This window comes from Streptomyces sp. NPDC020780 (assembly GCF_044334475.1).
Classification (GTDB): Bacteria; Actinomycetota; Actinomycetes; order Streptomycetales; family Streptomycetaceae; genus Streptomyces.
Map to the genome: position 1 here is coordinate 114,710 of NZ_JBIRTB010000001.1, position 17,721 is coordinate 132,430.

At 72.2% G+C, this 17,721-nt stretch carries 15 protein-coding genes; 3 read left to right on the forward strand and 12 right to left on the reverse strand.

The features are described 5' to 3' along the window. Positions 1–22: 22 nt before the first annotated feature. The 5 genes from ACH4VO_RS00540 to ACH4VO_RS00560 all read right to left on the reverse strand — a co-directional run bounded on the left by ACH4VO_RS00540 (position 23) and on the right by ACH4VO_RS00560 (position 5,094). Positions 23–2,362, reverse strand: a complete 2,340-nt coding sequence (locus tag ACH4VO_RS00540) for an FtsX-like permease family protein (RefSeq protein ID WP_360993091.1) — start codon at positions 2,360–2,362, stop codon at positions 23–25. Next, positions 2,359–3,045: an ABC transporter ATP-binding protein gene (locus ACH4VO_RS00545; RefSeq protein WP_360993089.1), complete on the reverse strand. Its 687-nt coding sequence runs from the start codon at positions 3,043–3,045 to the stop codon at positions 2,359–2,361. Before ACH4VO_RS00545 ends, ACH4VO_RS00540 begins: the two co-directional genes overlap by 4 nt. Then, on the reverse strand, positions 3,042–3,566 hold the full coding sequence (locus ACH4VO_RS00550; RefSeq protein ID WP_360993086.1) for a PadR family transcriptional regulator: 525 nt from the start codon (positions 3,564–3,566) through the stop codon (positions 3,042–3,044). The genes ACH4VO_RS00545 and ACH4VO_RS00550 overlap by 4 nt, the downstream gene beginning before the upstream one ends. Positions 3,567–3,850: 284 nt before the next feature. Continuing rightward, a complete protein-coding gene (locus ACH4VO_RS00555) occupies positions 3,851–4,126 on the reverse strand; it encodes a hypothetical protein (protein WP_360993083.1) in 276 nt (91 codons plus the stop codon). Next, the gene (locus ACH4VO_RS00560) at positions 4,123–5,094 is read right to left on the reverse strand and encodes an SPFH domain-containing protein (RefSeq protein ID WP_360993080.1); all 972 of its coding nucleotides are present in this window, start codon (positions 5,092–5,094) and stop codon (positions 4,123–4,125) included. Before ACH4VO_RS00560 ends, ACH4VO_RS00555 begins: the two co-directional genes overlap by 4 nt. A gap of 221 nt (positions 5,095–5,315) precedes the next feature. Between ACH4VO_RS00560 and ACH4VO_RS00565 the strand changes: the two genes are divergently transcribed. Continuing rightward, positions 5,316–7,523, forward strand: a complete 2,208-nt coding sequence (locus ACH4VO_RS00565; protein ID WP_360993078.1) for a transglycosylase domain-containing protein — start codon at positions 5,316–5,318, stop codon at positions 7,521–7,523. A 58-nt stretch (positions 7,524–7,581) separates the two neighbouring features. On the opposite strand, the gene ACH4VO_RS00570 is transcribed toward ACH4VO_RS00565, so the two are convergent. From ACH4VO_RS00570 to ACH4VO_RS00600, 7 genes are all read right to left on the reverse strand, one after another. Next, a complete protein-coding gene (locus tag ACH4VO_RS00570; RefSeq protein WP_360993076.1) occupies positions 7,582–9,501 on the reverse strand; it encodes an ATP-binding SpoIIE family protein phosphatase in 1,920 nt (639 codons plus the stop codon). A 381-nt stretch (positions 9,502–9,882) separates the two neighbouring features. Next, entirely contained in the window at positions 9,883–10,572 is a 690-nt protein-coding gene (locus ACH4VO_RS00575) for a DUF402 domain-containing protein (protein WP_360993073.1), read from the reverse strand. A 38-nt stretch (positions 10,573–10,610) separates the two neighbouring features. Next, positions 10,611–12,014: a class II fumarate hydratase gene (locus ACH4VO_RS00580; RefSeq protein ID WP_360993070.1), complete on the reverse strand. Its 1,404-nt coding sequence runs from the start codon at positions 12,012–12,014 to the stop codon at positions 10,611–10,613. A gap of 113 nt (positions 12,015–12,127) precedes the next feature. Then, positions 12,128–13,402 (reverse strand): mannosyltransferase family protein, encoded by a 1,275-nt coding sequence (locus ACH4VO_RS00585; RefSeq protein WP_360993067.1) that lies wholly within the window; start codon positions 13,400–13,402, stop codon positions 12,128–12,130. Positions 13,403–13,461: 59 nt separating this feature from the next. Beyond that, on the reverse strand, positions 13,462–13,893 hold the full coding sequence (locus ACH4VO_RS00590) for a hypothetical protein (protein ID WP_360993065.1): 432 nt from the start codon (positions 13,891–13,893) through the stop codon (positions 13,462–13,464). Beyond that, positions 13,886–14,383: a SigE family RNA polymerase sigma factor gene (locus ACH4VO_RS00595; RefSeq protein ID WP_360993062.1), complete on the reverse strand. Its 498-nt coding sequence runs from the start codon at positions 14,381–14,383 to the stop codon at positions 13,886–13,888. The genes ACH4VO_RS00590 and ACH4VO_RS00595 overlap by 8 nt, the downstream gene beginning before the upstream one ends. A 213-nt stretch (positions 14,384–14,596) precedes the next feature. After that, positions 14,597–16,264 (reverse strand): fumarate hydratase, encoded by a 1,668-nt coding sequence (locus ACH4VO_RS00600; RefSeq protein ID WP_360993059.1) that lies wholly within the window; start codon positions 16,262–16,264, stop codon positions 14,597–14,599. 204 nt (positions 16,265–16,468) lie between these two features. Between ACH4VO_RS00600 and ACH4VO_RS00605 the strand changes: the two genes are divergently transcribed. Beyond that, a complete protein-coding gene (locus tag ACH4VO_RS00605) occupies positions 16,469–17,140 on the forward strand; it encodes a DUF1707 domain-containing protein (protein ID WP_360993056.1) in 672 nt (223 codons plus the stop codon). A 163-nt stretch (positions 17,141–17,303) separates the two neighbouring features. Next, a complete protein-coding gene (locus ACH4VO_RS00610; RefSeq protein WP_360993053.1) occupies positions 17,304–17,675 on the forward strand; it encodes a WhiB family transcriptional regulator in 372 nt (123 codons plus the stop codon). Positions 17,676–17,721 lie beyond the last annotated feature (46 nt).

The window sequence follows — 17,721 nt, forward strand, 5'->3', positions numbered from 1 at the left end:
ACCACCCCCAGGCCTGCCCCCGTCACTCCGTACGCAGGCCGTCCGGGCGCATCAGGCGCCACAGCAGGGGCAGGGACAGCAGGGTCACCGCCGCGATGAGGGCCGCGCCCGCTCCCGCCATCGGCAGGAACAGCAGCCACCGCGTGACCGTCTCGTCGATCATCCAGGTCAGCGCGGCCCCCAGTCCCAGACCGCCCACGATCGCGGCGAGGATACCGACGGTCATCGGGACGGCGGTCTGCCAGAGCACCGACCGGCCGAGCACCGCCCGCGGTGTGCCGAAGGCGACCAGCACCGCCAGCAGCCGCTTCCGCTCGCGGAGCTGCTCCAGCTGGGAGACCAGCATGGAGGCGGCGATCAGCAGCAGGGTCGCCACGGCGCCGAGCCGCAGACCCGTCTGCACGCCGGCGTACTGGCGATCGCGCACCACGGAGCTGAGGGTCGTGACCCGCATGCCGGGATCGAGCCGGGCGGCCGTGTTGCGGACGTGCTCGGCGGCGTCCGGGACGCTCTCGTCGATCCGGATCTGCGCGGTGGTCTGCGCGGTGGGCAGGGCGCGCGGGTCGATCGCGCCGACCGTCGCCATGATGCCCCAGTGCTCCTCGCCGAGCGGATCGCGTGCGGTGACGACGGTCGGGGCGTCGGCGGGCAGGGTCCAGCGCACCGACGTGGCGCTCCGGTCCTCGCCCACGGTGGGGTTGAGCTCGATCTCCTCGCCCTTGCGGGCCGTCTCGTCGACCCAGTCCGCCAGCTCCTTGTCGCCCCGGGGGTGGACGACGAAGGCGTCGCCCTCCCGGCACGAGCCGATCTCGGCGATCTCCTTCAGGGTCGCGCAGTCACCGACCGTGAGGGCGGTGGTGGGCTGGACGTCCCCGGGCCCGTAGGTGCCCGGCTTCGTCACGAACGTCTCGACCGTGCCGATGACGGCTTCGACTCCCCGGGTGGCCCGGAACGCGTCGATGGTCCGGGTGGCCGCGTCCCCGTCGACCCGCTCGGAGAACGTGGAGAACTGGGCGCGGGTGGGGTCCTGGCCCGTCGTCCGGTCGAAGTCGTCACCCATCGCCGCGAAGAGCATCTGCAGGGCCACCGCTCCCGCCACCGCGACCGTGATGCCGCTGACGGCGCGGGACGCCGGCCCGCTGTTCAGCTGCAGGCGGCGGACGGCGAGCTGCCAGGAGAGCGGTCCGCCGCGCAGCCGGACGACGCACGCCTCGACCAGCCAGGGCAGCAGCAGGGCGAGCCCGGCCAGGACGAGGACGGCGCCGGCCGCGACGGGGTACGGGTCGACGGGGGCGAACTCGTCCACCTTGCCGGTCAGTCCCAGGACGGCCAGTCCCGCGACCGGCACCGGCAGGCGCCACCACAGGCGGCGGCTGCGGCGGGAGGCCGTGTCGCGTACGACGCCGAGCGGCTCGACGGCCACGGACCGCATCGCGGACAGCGTGACGAACACCGCGGAGAGCGGGACCACCACGGAGACCAGCGCGGCCGCCCACGGTGCGGGCGCCAGGTCGGACGGGAAGGCGCTGTGGTTCCACAGTTCGATCGCGCCGACGAACCTGCGGCCCACCAGGAAGAACACCACCCCGGCGGTCAGCCCGAGCAGGGAGCCGAACAACGCCTCCCCGGCCGCGATGCGGCGGGTCGAGCGGATATCGGCACCGACCAGCCGCAGGGCCGCGAGCCGCCGGTCCCGGCGCTCGCCGCCGAACCGCACGGCCGTCGCGATGAAGACGGCGACGGGTACCAGCAGGACGACACAGATGATGCTGACCAGCAGGACCAGGGTCGGCGGGAGCGGCTCGTCCCTGGCGGGAGCCCCGTATCCGGCGAGCCGGTGCCCGCCGGTGGCCGTGGTCAGGGTGCCGCTGCCGGCGTAGAAGTACAGCTCGCCCGGGGAGAGCAGGCTGGGGTCGCCGATCGTCGCGGTGATGCGGTAGGGCAGCCGTTCTCTGAGGAGGGCGCCCTCGGGTGAGGACAGCAACTCCTGCAGGGCGGGGGAGACCACCATCTCCCCGGGACGGGGGAAGGCGGCGACGCCGGGCGGGGTGGCCGGGCGGGCACCCTCCGCGCGCATCAGGAAGCCGCCGACGGTACGGCCCCGGTACTCGGTCTCCGCGTTGATCCGCAGGACCGTGCTGTCCGTCCGCGGGACCGCCGCGTCGCGCGAGACCCGGGCCTCGTCACGGGCCTGGCCGCGGGCGGTGCGCTGGTCCATCAGATGGGGCACGGAGGCCGCGGTCAGGAGCAGGGCCACCCCGAGTCCCACGCCGATGGCGGTGAGCGCGGTCCGGGCCCAGCCCTCGCGCCCGCCCGCGGCGGCGAACCGAACGCCGAGGGCGAGGTCGCGCAGCCGGCTCATACGGCGAACTCCGGGTCCCTGGACCGTCCGTCGCGCACCACGACGTCGCGGTCGGAGTACGCGGCGACACGGGCCTCGTGGGTCACGAGCACCACGGCGGTGCCGGCGGACCGGGCGGAGCCCGTGAGCAGTTCCATGACCCGCTCGCCGTTCAGGGAGTCCAGCGCGCCGGTCGGCTCGTCGGCGAAGATCACCTTCGGGGAGGCGACCAGGGCACGGGCCACGGCGACGCGCTGCCCCTGCCCGCCGGAGACCTCTCCCGGGCGCTGGCCGGCCAGGTCCTCGACCTCCAGGCGCTCCATCCACTCCAGGGCGGTGTGCTCGGCGGCCTTGCGCCCGGTCCCGCCGAGGCGGAGCGGCAGCGCGACGTTCTCCACGCAGGTCAGTTCGGGGACCAGCTGACCGAACTGGAAGACGAAGCCGAAATCGCTGCGGCGCAGGGCGCTGCGCTCGGCGTCGGACATGGCGGACAGCTCGCGGCCCGCGTAGCTGATCGTGCCCGAGTCGGGGACGACGATCCCGGCGAGGCAGTGCAGCAGCGTCGACTTGCCGGAACCGGAGGGGCCCATGACGGCGACGACCTCCCCCGGGTGGACGGAGAACGAGGCGCCGTCGAGCGCGGCCGTGGAGCCGTACGTCTTGCGCAGGTCGCGGGCGGTGAGCAGGGAACCGGCGGGCATCACGGGGCGACCACCTCGGCGAGCCGGTCCAGGCGCGCGGCGGTCAGTTCCAGCCAGCGCAGGTCTGCCTCCAGGTGGAAGAGCGCGTGGTCGCAGATCAGCTGGTCGGCGAGGTCCCCCTTGCGCTTGCGGTCGGTGAGGATCCGCATGAGGCGCAGGTGCTCGGAGCGCTGGGCGTCCAGCAGGCCGGCGGCGCTGCGGCCGGTGAGCAGGGCGAGGACGACCTTCGTGTAGAGGGTCGACTGGAGGTACGGCTCCGGCTTCTCGGGCTGGGCGAGCCAGGAGGCGACGTCGGAGACACCGGCGTCGGTGATGGCGTAGCGCTTGCGCTCCGGCCCGCCGTCCGTCTCGACACCGTCGACCTCCACGAGCCCGTTCTTGAGCAGGCGGGACATCGTCGCGTAGACCTGCCCGTAGTGGAGGGGGCGGTCGTGGCCGAACTTCTCGTCGAAGGCGCGCTTGAGGTCGTAACCGTGGCGGGGGCCGGACTCGAGGAGCCCGAGGAGGGTGTGACCGATTGACATGCGGAGCACTGTACACGGGGCGTATACCTCGCATGTATACAGGCCCGGGAGCTCCCGAAGCCGGGGCCCCTGGCCCGAACCTCTCCTCTTGAAGCTCCTGGTCGGACCTCCTGGTCGGACCCCTGGTCGGACCCCTGGTCGGACCTCCCGGTCCGAGTCCCTGGCCCGGGGTTCCCGGTCCGGAGCACCTGGCTCGAACCTCCCGGTCCGAAGCCCCCGGGGAGCCGGAGCCCCGGCCCGAACCTCCAGCTCGAAGCGCGGGGAGCCGGAGCCCTGAGCCGGGATCAGCCCTCGGGGCCGGCTTCCCCGGGCGGTGCCGGCGGGGCCTTCGGCGGGCGCCCGCGGCGCGGGATCGGCGCCGCGGCCCCCGGCAGCCGCCCCGCCTCCGCCAGAGCGCGCCGCAGCAGGAACTCGATCTGGGCGTTCGCACTGCGCAGTTCGTCCGAGGCCCACCGGGCCAGTGCGTCGTGCACCGCGGGATCGAGCCGCAGCAGCATCTGCTTGCGCTGCTGCGGCCCGCGCCGGGGCCCGCCGGAGGTGGGGGCCGTGTCGTCCGTCACTGGTAGAGCGTGCCCGTGTTCAGCACCGGCTGGGCCGCGCGGTCCCCGCACAGGACCACCATCAGATTGCTGACCATGGCCGCCTTGCGCTCGGAGTCGAGCTCGACGATGTCCTGCTCCGCGATCCGGGTCAGCGCCATCTCGACCATGCCGACCGCGCCCTCGACGATCTGCTGGCGGGCCGCGACGACCGCCCCGGCCTGCTGCCGCTGGAGCATCGCGGAGGCGATCTCGGGGGCGTACGCGAGATGGCTGAAACGCGACTCGATGATCAGGACGCCGGCCGCCTGCACGCGTGCGGTGAGCTCGACGGCCAGCTTCTCGGTGATCTCCTCCGCGTTCCCGCGGAGCGAGAGGCCGCCCTCCTCGTGGGCGTCGTACGGGTACTCGATCGCGATATGCCGAACGGCCGCCTCGGTCTGGGTGGCGACGAACTCCAGGAAGTCGTCGACCTCGAAGAGTGCCTGGGCGGTGTCCTCCACCTTCCAGACGACGATCGCGGCGAGCTCGATGGGGTTGCCGTAGGCGTCGTTGACCTTCAGGACGGCCGTCTCGTGGTTGCGGACGCGGGTGGAGATCTTGCGGCTTGAGGTCAGCGGGTTGATCCACCGCAGGCCGTCCGCCCGGATCGTGCCGACGTACCTGCCGAAGAGCTGGATGACGCGGGCCTCGCCGGGCGCGACCATCTTCACCCCGCTCATGCAGAACAGGGAGGCGAGGGAGAGCAGCAGGCCGAGGATGAGCACCGGGACGCCGACGCCGTCGTGGCCGCCGGAGCCGAGCACTCCGCCGAGGATGGCGAGCCCGATCCCCAGGAACACTCCGAGGACGGTCAGCAGCAGGCCGAGGCCGCCGGGTATCGAGTGGGCCGTCACCTCTCTGACCTGCGGAGCGGGCATGTCGGGCGCATCCGGTGTCAGGTCGGCGCCAGGGCCTGTGGTGCCGGTGCGGTCGTCAGGTGCGGACATGGGTCCCCCGTTTCATGCGGTGCATCACCGCGCTAGCAATGTGATTACACATTAACTGGTTTCGCAACCCTGCGCACCCCTCGTGAGTCGGTTCCATCAAGGGCGGGTGCTCATTCTCACGCCCGGAAAAGACCGGATCGCTTGTCATTTGTCCAGGCTTTCGGTGTTAGCTGGCAGGTCTGACCGGAGCGGTCCGAGCGAGGAACAGGAGCACCACTGCAATGGGTCGAGCGGATGCACGCCGGGCCGCCGGAAGCGGCGGCATACGCCGGCTCTTCACGTGGCGGAAGTTGCTGGGCACCTTCTTCGGGCTCTGCCTGCTGGTGATGGGCGCCTTCGCGGCGCTCTACCTGTACGTCGACGTGCCGGCCGCCAACGCCCAGGCCGAGAAGCAGAGCAACGTCTACGAGTACAGCGACGGCTCTCTCCTGGCCCGGACCGGCTCCGGCGTCAACCGGGAGATAGTCGACCTGAACGTCGTGCCCAAGAAGGTCCAGCACGCCTTCGTCGCCGCCGAGAACAAGTCCTTCTACCGGGACCAGGGCGTCGACCTCAAGGGCACCGCGCGCGGCATGGTGAACACGCTGACCGGCAAGGGCAAGCAGGGTGGCTCCACGATCACCCAGCAGTACGTGAAGAACTACTACCTCACGCAGGACCAGACGGTCACCCGCAAGCTCAAGGAGCTGGTGATCTCGCTCAAGGTCGACCAGCGCATGAAGAAGGACGCAATCCTCGCCGGATACCTCAACACCGTCTACTACGGGCGCGGTGCGAGCGGCATCCAGGCGGCGGCCCAGGCCTACTACGGCGTCGACGCCAAGGATCTCGACGTCTCCCAGGGCGCCTATCTCGCCGCGCTGCTCCAGGCCCCCAGCCAGTACGACTGGGCGGTCGCCTCCCCGACCGGCAAGAAGCTCGTCAAGAACCGCTGGGCCTACACGCTGGACAACATGGTCGACGAGGGATGGCTGGACAGGGGGGAGCGCGCGAAGCTCACCTTCCCCGTCCCGCAGTCGCCGAAAGCCGCCCCCGGCATGGAGGGCCAGACCGGCTACCTCGTCGAGGCGGCCAACCAGGAGATGGCGCGCCAGGGCGTCACCGAGGAGATGCGCGAGGCCGGCGGCTGGACCATCACCCTCAACATCGACAGGAAGAAGCAGAAGCAGCTCGAGAAGTCGGTCGACCGCGAGCTGGAGAGCCGGCTGGACCGCAAGGACAGCAAGATCGACGCGACCGTCCAGGCGGGCGCCACCTCCGTGGACCCGAAGACCGGCAAGGTCCTCGCGCTGTACGGCGGTGTGGGCGCCACCGAGCACTACATATCCAACGCCACCCGCAGGGACTACCAGCCCGCCTCCACCTTCAAGCCGCTCGTCCTCGCCTCCGCGCTGGAGAACGGCTCGACCACCCAGGACGGCGACCTGATCGGCCTCGACACGGTCTACGACGGCACCAGCAAGCGCCCCGTGGTCGGCAGCGACATCCCGTTCGCCCCGGAGAACGAGGACGACGTCAGCTACGACAGCCCGACCGTCCAGAAGGCGATGGACAAGTCGATCAACTCCGTCTTCGCACAGATGGTCGTCGACGTCACCCCGAGCGCCGTGAAGAAGACCGCGCTCTCCCTGGGAGTGCCGGACAAGAACTTCCCCGCGAGCCCCGCGATCACGCTCGGCACCATGAACGCCTCGACGTGGGACATGGCCGGGGTCTACGCCACGCTCGACAACCACGGCAAGAAGGTCACCCCGACCATCGTCAAGACCGCCGAGCACCGCGATCGCGCCATGGAGCCCGTCGACGGCACCGGCAGCCAGGTGATCAGCCGCACGTCGGCCGACACCGTGACGAAGGCGCTGACCGAAGTCGTCGACATCGGCTCCGGCCACGAGGCCAACACCTCCGCGTACGACGCCGCGGGCAAGACCGGCACCTCGGAGAACAACAAGTCGGCCTGGTTCGCCGCCTACACACCCGAACTCACCACGGTGGTCGCGCTGTACGGCGAGTCGCCGCAGGGCGGCACGCAGGTCAGCCTCACCGGTACGGCCAACTCCGGCCGGGCCAACGGCGGCGGCTTCCCCGCCAGGATCTGGGCGGACTACACCCTGGGAGCACTCGGCGGCGGCTCCGACGCGACCTTCGACCTGGAGGGCGTGGAACGCGGTGAGACCTCGGTGACCGAGAGCCCCTCCGCCACCCCGTCGCCGACGCCGTCACCGCGGGAGACCCCGTCCAAGAAGCCGGACGCGCCCTCCGAGAGCCCGAGCGAGACCCCCGGCGAGGCATCGCCCTCGACCCAGCCGCCGAGTGAGTCGCCCTCCTCGACACCGAGCGAGACGCCCAGCGCGCCCGCGACGACGGGGAACGTGGACCAGCCGCCCGGCGAGCGCCCGGCCGGCGATCCCAACCTGCCGGTGCAGTGAACGCGGTGGAGGGGCATGCGCCGGCCGGCGCCGCCCCTCCACCCTGTCCGCCGACGGCCTACGCGCCGGAGGTGGCCATCTCGAACCAGACCACCTTGCCCGTCGACAGCCGGGTCGCCCCCCAGCGCCTCGCCAGCCGGTTGACCAGGAACAGGCCGCGCCCGCCCTCGTCCGTCTCCCGGGCCCGGCGCTGCCGGGGCAGCTGCGGGGAATCGTCGCCCACCTCGCAGCGCAGCGTGTCCGTGCGCAGCAGCCGCAGCGTCACCGGCCGCTCCGCGTACCGCACGGCGTTGGTCACCACCTCGCTGACGAGGAGCTCCATCTCGTCCGAGAGGTCGTCCAGCCCCCACCGGTCCAGTGCCCGGCGGGCGAGCCGGCGGGCCCGCCCCGGGGCGGCGTCCTCCGGCTCCAGGGACCAGTAGGCGACGTCGCTCGGAGCGATCCCGTCGAACCGGGCGGCCAGCAGCGCGATGTCGTCGTCCCGGTCACCGGGGCCGAGCATGTCCAGCACGTCGTCGCAGAGCGCCTCCAGCGGCGGCGAGTGATCCGGCCCGGTCAGCTGGGCCGTGGCCGCGAGGCGCTCGCGCAGTATCTCGATGCCGGTCCAGACGTCGCGCATCCGCGACTCCACCAGACCGTCCGTGTAGAGCAGCAGCGTTGCGCCGGCCGGGGCGTCCAGCTCCACGGCCTCGAAGTCGACCCCGCCGACGCCGATGGGCGCGCCCGGAGGCACCCGCAGCACCTCCGCCCGGCCGCCCAGGTGGAGGAGGACGGGCGGCGGGTGGCCCGCGTTGGCGACGGTGATCCGGTGGGCGACGGGGTCGTACACCGCGTACAGGCAGGTCGCCATACGGTCGCTGCCCAGCCGCTGCGCCTGCTCGTCCAGATGGTGCAGGACCTCCTGCGGCGGCAGGTCGAGACCGGCCAGCGTCTGCGCGGTCGTGCGCAGCTGGCCCATGATCGCCGCCGAGGTCATCGAGTGACCCATCACATCGCCGACGACCAGCGCGACCCTGCTGCCGGGCAGCGGGATCGCGTCGTACCAGTCACCGCCCACCCGGGCCGTCTCGGCCGCCGGGAGGTAGCGGGAGGCCAGGCGTACGCCGGTGGGCTGGGGCAGCGAGTCGGGCAGCATCGTGCGCTGCAGCTCGTCGGCGATGTACGCCTCACGCCCGTACAGCACCGCCTTGTCGATGCCGAGGGCGGTGTGCGTCGCCAGCTGGGCGGCGACCAGCAGGTCGGTGGCCTCGAACGGCGGGCGGTCCGTGCCCCGCAGGAACACGGCGGCACCGATCACCCGGCGCCGTCCGCGCAGTGGTGCCAGGATCGCCCGGTGCCCGGTGGGCACGCTCAGACCGGCGCCCAGGAGCTCGGGCAGGGCGACGCGCGCCGCGGCGGCGTCCCCGAAAACCGGGCGTACGCCGCGCAGCACCTCGGCCAGCGCGCCGCCCGTCAGGACCTCGCAGAGGTCGGCGGCCGGCATCAGCCCGGCCAGCGGGCCGGTGACGGGCAGCCGCAGCCGCTCGCCCTCCGGCCCGCCGTCGGTGTCCTCGTCGGTCAGCCGCAGCCTGTCCGTGCGGCGCAGCCGCAGCACGAAGGGGTTGACGGGGCGCTCGTCACCGACCGGGAGCGGGTCGCGGAGGTAGACGAGTATGGCGTCGGAGAACGTGGGCACACTGGCCCGGCAGAGGCCCAGCACGATCTCGTCCAGGTCTATGCCCCGGGCGATCCGGCGGGTGGCCGCCCCGACGAACCGCAGCCGGTCACCCTCGCGCCGGGCGGCCGCCTGGTGGTCGGTGCCCGGTGGGGCGGTCTCGGCGGCTGTGGCCGGTCCCGGGTCCGGCGCCGCCGAAGGGCCGGGGATCGAGGCGGTGGCGGCGGCGCCGGGTGCGAGCTCCTGCTGCCGGGGCCGGGCGCGTTCCTGCGGCCGGGCGGCGAGTGGCTGCCGGCCTTCGTGGGAGGGGGGATGCTCCGTCACGCGTGGGGTTCCGTCCGTCCGGGCCGGTTGTATGAGGCGATCACCTCGTGGGGCGCCACTGTGCCCCGGCAAGAGCGGTGAGAACAACGGCTGTCACCGGATGCCCCGGCGTACGGGGCCGAAACCGTTCGGCCGCGCAGTGGGCCGGTACGGGTCTGTCCGGTGGCGGGGCAGCGGGCAGCACGCATGTCTCCACCCCCTCGTAGTGGTGCGTTCGACCGCACGCGTCACCCGGCTCCGTGGTCCGTGCGACACCTGCGATGTGTACGGTGACTTGTGGTCAGTTGACTGTGCGCGCCCACGAGTTGCGGTGAAGCGGTCCGGGGGAGCGGCGTACGGGGGATGATCCTACGTTTGTCCCCCTGGGGTGCACCAAGGGTCTCACGGCAGGTTGCTGACAGGGGTGCGGTCCCAGTCATCGGGCAATCGGGGCACCTGCCACCGCGGATCGGGCCGCCAGTGCTCCCAGCCGTCGGCGAAGGGGGAGCCCCAGGCGCGGATGACCTCGACGGCGGCCTGTCCCGCCGCCCGTACCCGCCGCGCGGTGGCCCGGTCCATCAGGCCGACCCGCTGGGCCTGGGCGAACTCGTCCTCGTCCAGCCACTGCCAACTGCGGTCGGGATTCACGGAGATGTCGAGGAAGTGGTCCTGGGAGTCCACGCCTCCCGACCAGCGCGAGCGGGGCTCCTCCAGGTTGACGTACCAGTTGCGGAAGAGCCAGCCGCGGTCCCAGAAGAGCCACACCGACCAGGGGTCGCCGGGACGGGCGAGCTTGAGCACACCCGAGCCGAACCAGCGTGAACGCACCGTGGTCCGCGGGCGGGTGTAGCGGGTGGCGAGCGGCTCGGCGTGCACCTGGGTGCCGTCGGCGAGCACCGGCTTGACGCATTCGGTGCCCGACGCCATCCACACGGCGAGCAGTTCGCCGGTGTCCTGTACGACGGTGACGGGCCGGCAGATGTGCACGGCGTCGTCACCGCCGTTACCCCGGTAGCGCCAGAGGATGTGGTCCCCCGGCGCCCAGCGCCCGCTGTTCCCCGCTTCGGTAGCCCCTGCGTCCGTGGCTGTCATGAAAGGATCTTAGAGGGCCCCGCCCGGTGGGGCACCGGTCACGGCCGGGTCATGCGCAGGACGTCCAGGGCGTCGTCGAGCTGCCGCACGGTCAGGTCGCCGCGCTCGACGTAACCGGCCGCCAGCACCGTCTCGCGGATCGTCGTGCCGTCCGCCAGCGACTTCTTGGCGACCTTGGCGGCCTCCTCGTAGCCGATGTACTTGTTCAGCGGGGTCACGACCGAGGGCGATGACTCCGCGTACGTGCGGGCCCGTTCCACGTTGGCGGTGATGCCGTCGACCGTGCGGTCGGCGAGCAGCCGGGCGGCGTTCGTGAGCAGGCGTACCGACTCCAGCAGGTTCTTGGCGATGACCGGAAGCATCACGTTGAGCTCGAAGTTGCCGGCCGCTCCGGCGGCGGCGACCGTGGCGTCGTTCCCCGTCACCTGGGCCGCGACCATCAGGACGGCCTCCGGAATGACCGGATTCACCTTCCCGGGCATGATCGACGAGCCGGGCTGGAGGTCGGGCAGATTGATCTCGGCCAGGCCGGTGCGGGGGCCGGAGGCCATCCAGCGCAGGTCGTTGGAGATCTTCGTGAGCGACACGGCGAGGGTGCGCAGCTGCCCGGACGCCTCGACGAGCCCGTCCCGGGCCCCCTGCGCCTCGAAGTGGTTGCGGGCCTCGGTGAGGGGGAGGCCCGTCGTGCGGGCGACCTCGGCGATCACGGCGGCGGAGAACCCCGGGGGCGTGTTGATGCCGGTGCCCACCGCCGTACCCCCCAGGGGCAGTTCGGCGAGACGGGGGAGCGAGGCCCGGAGGCGTTCGACTCCGTAGCGGATCTGTGCGGCGTAGCCGCCGAACTCCTGGCCCAGCGTGACGGGCGTGGCATCCATCAGATGCGTACGGCCGGACTTCACGACCTCCGCGAACTCGGCTGATTTCCGCTCCAGGGCTTCGGCCAGATGTTCGAGCGCGGGGATCAGGCCGGCGGTGACGGCCGCGGTCGCGGCGATGTGGATGGATGACGGGAAGACGTCGTTGGACGACTGGGACGCGTTGACGTGGTCGTTGGGGTGGACCTCGCGGCCCAGCCGCTCGGTGGCGAGGGTGGCGACGACCTCGTTGGTGTTCATGTTGGACGAGGTACCGGAACCCGTCTGGAACACGTCGACGGGGAAGTGCTCGTCCCACCGCCCGTCCACGACCTCCGCGGCGGCCTCCTGGATCGCCTCGGCGATCTCCGGATCCAGCACCCCCAGTTCGGCGTTGACCTTGGCCGCGGCGGCCTTGATCCGGCCCAGGGCCTCGATGTGCGCGCGCTCCAGCCGCAGGCCGGAGAGGGGGAAGTTCTCCACGGCGCGCTGCGTCTGGGCCCGCCATTTGGCGTGCGCGGGTACTTTCACCTCGCCCATCGAGTCGTGCTCGATGCGGTACCGGGTGCTGTCGGCCGATCCGTCCATGGTCAGTGAACCTCCTGCTGGAGCGAGCGCGGGGCTGGCCCGCCGTATTCCCCCTCCCTTGTACTCCAGCCCCGGCGCCGTTCCGGGGCATGCGGTTTGCGTGCCCCCGGGCGTCAGCCGGCCCACCGCCCCGAGAGGAAGGCGAGGGCGAAGACGGCCGCCAGGGGCACGGCCAGGCACAGGTAGGCGCTCATGAACCGCGGTCTGCGCAGGCTCCACACGGCCAGCGTGATCCACAGCGGCCACCACAGGAGCGTGGCGCGGGGGACGGACGTGTACCAGTAGGAGGTACCCAGCGCCCACAGGCTGAGGCCGACGTACAGGGCCTCGGCCGGGCGGCGCTGCCGCAGCAGCAGGCCGAACAGGAGGAGCCCGACGACCATGGCGGCGAGTTCGGCCTGGGACATGAAGGCGTACCCGGGGTCGTGGGCGTGGCCGAACGCGGCGTTCCAGGTGTTGCCCCATGCCTCCCACGGGGTGTGGAAGGTGCGGTACCAGCCCTTCTCCTGGGCGTGTTTCCAGGCCATCCAGTCGCCCGTGTGCGCGTGCAGGTAGGACGAGTAGGCGACCACGGGCAGGGCGGGCAGGGCCAGCCAGGGCAGATGGCGCGGGCGCCGGTGGGCGGGCTTCGACACCAGGAAGTGGACCACGAGGGCGGCGGCGAGGAAGAGACCGCTCACCCGGACCGTGGTGGCCAGCGCGGTCAGGGTGCCGGCCAGGGCCCAGTGGTGGCGCCGGGCGGCGAGCCACGCGGGGAGCGCCAGCGCGAGGAAGAGGGACTCCGAGTAGCCCGCGGCGAGGAAGACCGCGCACGGCGAGCACAGCAGCATCAGGACGGCACGCCGGCCCACGTCCTGGTGGGGCAGGTGCAGCCGGGCTATCCGGGCCAGCGCCAGGACGGCGACGCCGCCGGAGACGAAGGAGACCAGCAGACCGGCCGCGGTCCAGTCCGGGACGACGGTGTGGACGGCCCGGAGCATGAGCGGGAACCCGGGGAAGAAGGCCTCCCGGTGGTCCCAGCCGGCCGTCCAGGGGCCGGACCGCCCGAAGAAGTACCCGTCCCTGGCTATGTGCAGGAAGTGCCCCCAGTCCCACCGCTCGAAGGCGGAGGCGACGGAGCCGGAGTGACGGGCGCCGCGGTCGGCGGGGAACACCCTGGTGGCGGCGTAGGCGGTCCCCCAGACGGCCACGCGCGTCAGCAGGTACAGCCACAGGATCTGCCGGTCGGCGGGATCCAGGCGCAGGCGCCGGGAGGTGAGGACGGCCCACGGCGCGCGGCGGGCGGCGGCCCGGTCCCCGGCCGGCGGGGGAGCCGGAAGCCGTTCCGGCGCGGGACGTTGTTCGGGCACGGGCGCGCTCTCACGCGGGCGGGACGACGTGGCGGACATACGGTGCTCTCCGGAGGGGGCGGGCCTGGCGCAGTCGCCGGGTCACGGGAACGCGGCGGTCAGCGTGTGGATGCGGTGGCGGTGCCGCCGGGCGGGGGCGGGGGCGGGGTCGAGCCCGTCGGCGTACCGGCGGTCGTGGGTGCACGGTCCGTCGTCCGGGCACCGGGCGGCCGCGAAGGGGACTCCGTCGCACCGGACCGACCGGACGGCGGCCTGCCGGTGGTGGGCGCGGGAGCGGGCGGCGGTGTGCCGCGGGTCGCGCCGGTCGCCGGCGTCACCGGGGACGGTGCGCCCGCCGACAGGGACGTCGACGTGGCCACGGTGCCCCCGACGAGGACCAGGCAGCACGCCGCGAGCGCGGCGAGGCGCCGCCGGTGGGCCCGGCGCCCGCGTTCGGCGACGGCCGCCACCGGCGCGGGCCGGGCGTGGGACTGCCCGGCCGCGGCCGCCTGCTCGAACAGTGATCTCAGCGTCTCGTGGGGCTCAGGCACCGGTGACCTCCTCCATGCGCGGGTCCTGCAGGCGGTGAGCGAGCGCGGTCCGGCCGCGGACCAGGTGCGTCTTGACGGTGCTGGCCGACAGCCCGGTCTCACCGGCGATCTGCTCGACCGTGAGGTCGCACAGGTAATGCAGCGTCAGGGTGCGGCGCTGCTGGGGCGGCAGTCCGCGCAACGCCTCCACCAGTGCCACGCGCTCCGGCCCCGGACCGTCGATGTCCGGCGGCGTCCCGGTGCGTGTCCACGCGTCCGCCGTACGCCGACGCCGGCGCCACCGGCTCACCGCCAGGCGCCACGCGACCGTGCGGATCCACGCCTCGGGCTGCCCGTCGCGGTCCAGGTGCCGCCGCCGGTTCCACCCCTTGACGAACGCCTCCTGCACCACGTCCTGTGCCTCGTGCAGGTCGCCGAGCATCACGTACAACTGCCCCGTGAGCCGCGCCGCCCGCTGGGCGTAGAACTCTTCGAACTCCTCGACGGTCAACGGCCACTCCCGGATCTCTCGCCTCACCAGGCATACGCCCGGAGCGGGGTGTCCGGTCGACACGCAGGACGCCGGAACACAGTGATGGTCGTCACGGAACGGGGGCGTGGGAACCCCTCGGCCGCCCGCGCCACCCGCCCGTCGGCCCTGGCGTTCCCGCCCGCACGCCGAAGGGGCGCCCCGCGGCCGGAGCGCCCCTTCTGCCGTCGTCGGTCAGCCGAGGCCGGGGCCGCGGACCGGGATGCTGGTGAAGGTGGGGGCCGCGGCGGGCTCGGTGAAGAAGTCGTTGCCCTTGTCGTCGACCACGATGAACGCGGGGAAGTCCTCGACCTCGATCCGCCAGACCGCCTCCATGCCGAGCTCCTCGTACTCGACGACCTCGACCTTCTTGATGCAGTCCTGCGCGAGCCGGGCCGCCGGCCCGCCGATCGAGCCGAGGTAGAAGCCGCCGTGGGCGTCGCAGGCGTCCGTGACCTGCTGGGACCGGTTGCCCTTGGCGAGCATCACCTTGGAGCCGCCCGCCGCCTGGAACTGCGCGACGTAGCTGTCCATCCGGCCCGCCGTCGTCGGGCCGAAGGAGCCGGAGGCATAGCCCTCGGGCGTCTTCGCCGGACCCGCGTAGTACACCGGGTGGTCCTTGAGGTACTGCGGCATCTCCTCACCCGCGTCGAGCCGCTCCTTGATCTTGGCGTGCGCGATGTCGCGCGCCACGACCAGGGGGCCGGTCAGCGACAGCCGGGTCTTGACCGGGTACTTGGTCAGCTCGGCCAGGATCTCGTCCATCGGGCGGTTCAGGTCGATCTTCACCACGTCACCGGACTCGTCCAGGTGCTCGTCGGTGGTGTCCGGCAGGAAGCGCGCCGGGTCCGTCTCCAGCTGCTCCAGGAAGACGCCTTCGGCGGTGATCTTCGCGGTCGCCTGGCGGTCCGCCGAACACGACACGGCGATGGCGACGGGCAGCGAGGCGCCGTGGCGGGGGAGACGGACGACGCGCACGTCGTGGCAGAAGTACTTGCCGCCGAACTGCGCCCCGATGCCGATCTTCTGGGTGAGCTCGAAGACCTTCTGCTCCAGGTCCTTGTCCCGGAAGCCGTGACCGGTCGGGGAACCCTCGGCGGGCAGCTCGTCCAGGTAGTGCGCGGAGGCGTACTTGGCGGTCTTCAGCGCGAACTCGGCCGACGTACCGCCGACCACGATCGCCAGGTGGTACGGCGGGCAGGCCGCCGTGCCGAGCGAACGGATCTTCTGCTCCAGGAACTTCATCATGGAGTCCTCGTTGAGGACTGCCTTGGTCTCCTGGTAGAGGAACGACTTGTTGGCCGAACCGCCGCCCTTCGCCATGAAGAGGAACTTGTACGCGCCGCCGTCGGTGGCGTACAGCTCGATCTGGGCCGGGAGGTTCGAACCGGTGTTCTTCTCCTCCCACATGGTCAGCGGGGCCATCTGCGAGTAACGCAGGTTGAGCTTCGTGTACGCGTCGAAGATGCCGTGCGACAGCGCCTCCTCGTCACCGCCCTCGGTGAGCACGTTCTGCCCGCGCTTGCCCATGACGATCGCCGTACCGGTGTCCTGGCACATGGGCAGCACACCCGCGGCGGCGATGTTCGCGTTCTTCAGGAGGTCCAGCGCGACGAACTTGTCGTTGGACGAGGCTTCGGGGTCGTCCACGATGCGCCGCAACTGCGCCAGGTGGGCGGGGCGCAGATAGTGCGAGATGTCGTGCATGGCCTCGGCGGCGAGCGTGCGCAGGGCCTCCGGAGCCACCTTGAGGAACGTACGGCCGTCGGCCTCGAAGGTCGAGACGCCCTCGGCGGTCACCAGCCGGTACGGCGTGGTGTCCTCTCCCAGCGGGAGCAGATCGGAGTACGCAAACTCTGGCATTACGGCCATTCCTCACTCGGCGACAGCGGCTGACCTCCCTTGGGCAGCGCATCCACCAGGGTAGAGCGCCGCCGACGCGCCGAACCTGTGAGGTAGGGCTCACCCACGGTGGTGCGGGCGGGCGGGCGCGCCCGCCCGGAGTATTCCGGCGCGGGGCCGCAGAGGTACTGGTCGCGATCTATCGCGTCTGGGTACGCTGACCCGGTGGACCTCGAGAAGCAGCCCCAGCAGCCCGACGCTCCGGCCGGTCCCGCGCCCGCCGGCATCCGTGCGTCCGACGCGGACCGCGACCGGATCGCGGACATCCTGCGAGAGGCCATGGCCGAAGGCCGGCTGACCGCCGAGGAGCACGCCGAGCGGGTGGACCTGGTCTACCGGGCCAAGACCGTGGGTGAGCTGGAGCCGTTGGTGAGCGACCTGCCGGCGAGCGGCGGTGCGGCGCGCCCGGCCGCGTCCCCGTACGCCTACGGCCCCGAGGCCCCGGCCGGCCCCGCGGAGAACCTCGTCGCGGTCTTCAGCAGCTCGACACGCAGAGGGCGTTGGCGCGTGGGAGGCCGGACGAACGCCTTCGCGCTCTTCGGCAGCGTGGAGATCGATCTGACGGAAGCCCTTTTCGGCCAGCGTCTGACGGTCATCAACGCGACGTCCATCTTCGGCAGCGTAGAGATCAAGGTGCCGGAGAACATCTCGCTGCGCGGCAGCGGCACCGGCATCTTCGGCAACTTCGAGGTCGACACCCTGGAATCGACCGACCCGGAGGCCCCGGTGGTTGTCGTGAACGGTTACTCGGTCTTCGGCAACGTCGAGGCGAGGCCCAAGCGGGGCAAGCTCGTCGCCGATCTCCACGCCCAGTTGCGCAAACACCTCGGCCACTGAGAACCGCTGACCGGCTCCCGCCGCATTTCGGCCAGAACAGGGCCGCGCGGCCTTGCCGGCAGCCGGAGTCGGTGCCACTCAGTGCATAGGCGTGCGTACAGCGGGTAGGGAGTGCTGCATCGCCTCTCGCTCACGAAGCCGAAGCCGTCGTCAGGAGTGGACCGTGCTGCAACTGCCGCATCAGCCCCTGCAGGTCGCCGCCGTGCCGTCCCAGCGCAGTCCCGCGCGGGAGGACCAGACGGGGCCCTGGCACGCGGAGGCGGTGTGCCGCCGGGACGAAGCGGGGCTGTTCTTCGCCCCGTCGAAGGAGCCGACTGCTGCCCGGCTGTCCCGCGAGGCGGCGGCCAAGCAGGTCTGTGCCCGGTGCCCGGTCATGGTGGAGTGCCGGGAACACGCGCTGATGCAGCCCGAGCCGTACGGGGTGTGGGGCGGCCTGACGGCCGCTGAGCGCCGCGTGGCGCTCGCCCGGCGGCGCAGGCGCGACATCGAACTCAAGGCGGCGGCCCCCGGGGAGCGCATAGCCGCAGCGGGCTGACGCCCGGCGCACGGGAGCGTCGCCCTTTCGGCGCCCCCCGTACGGG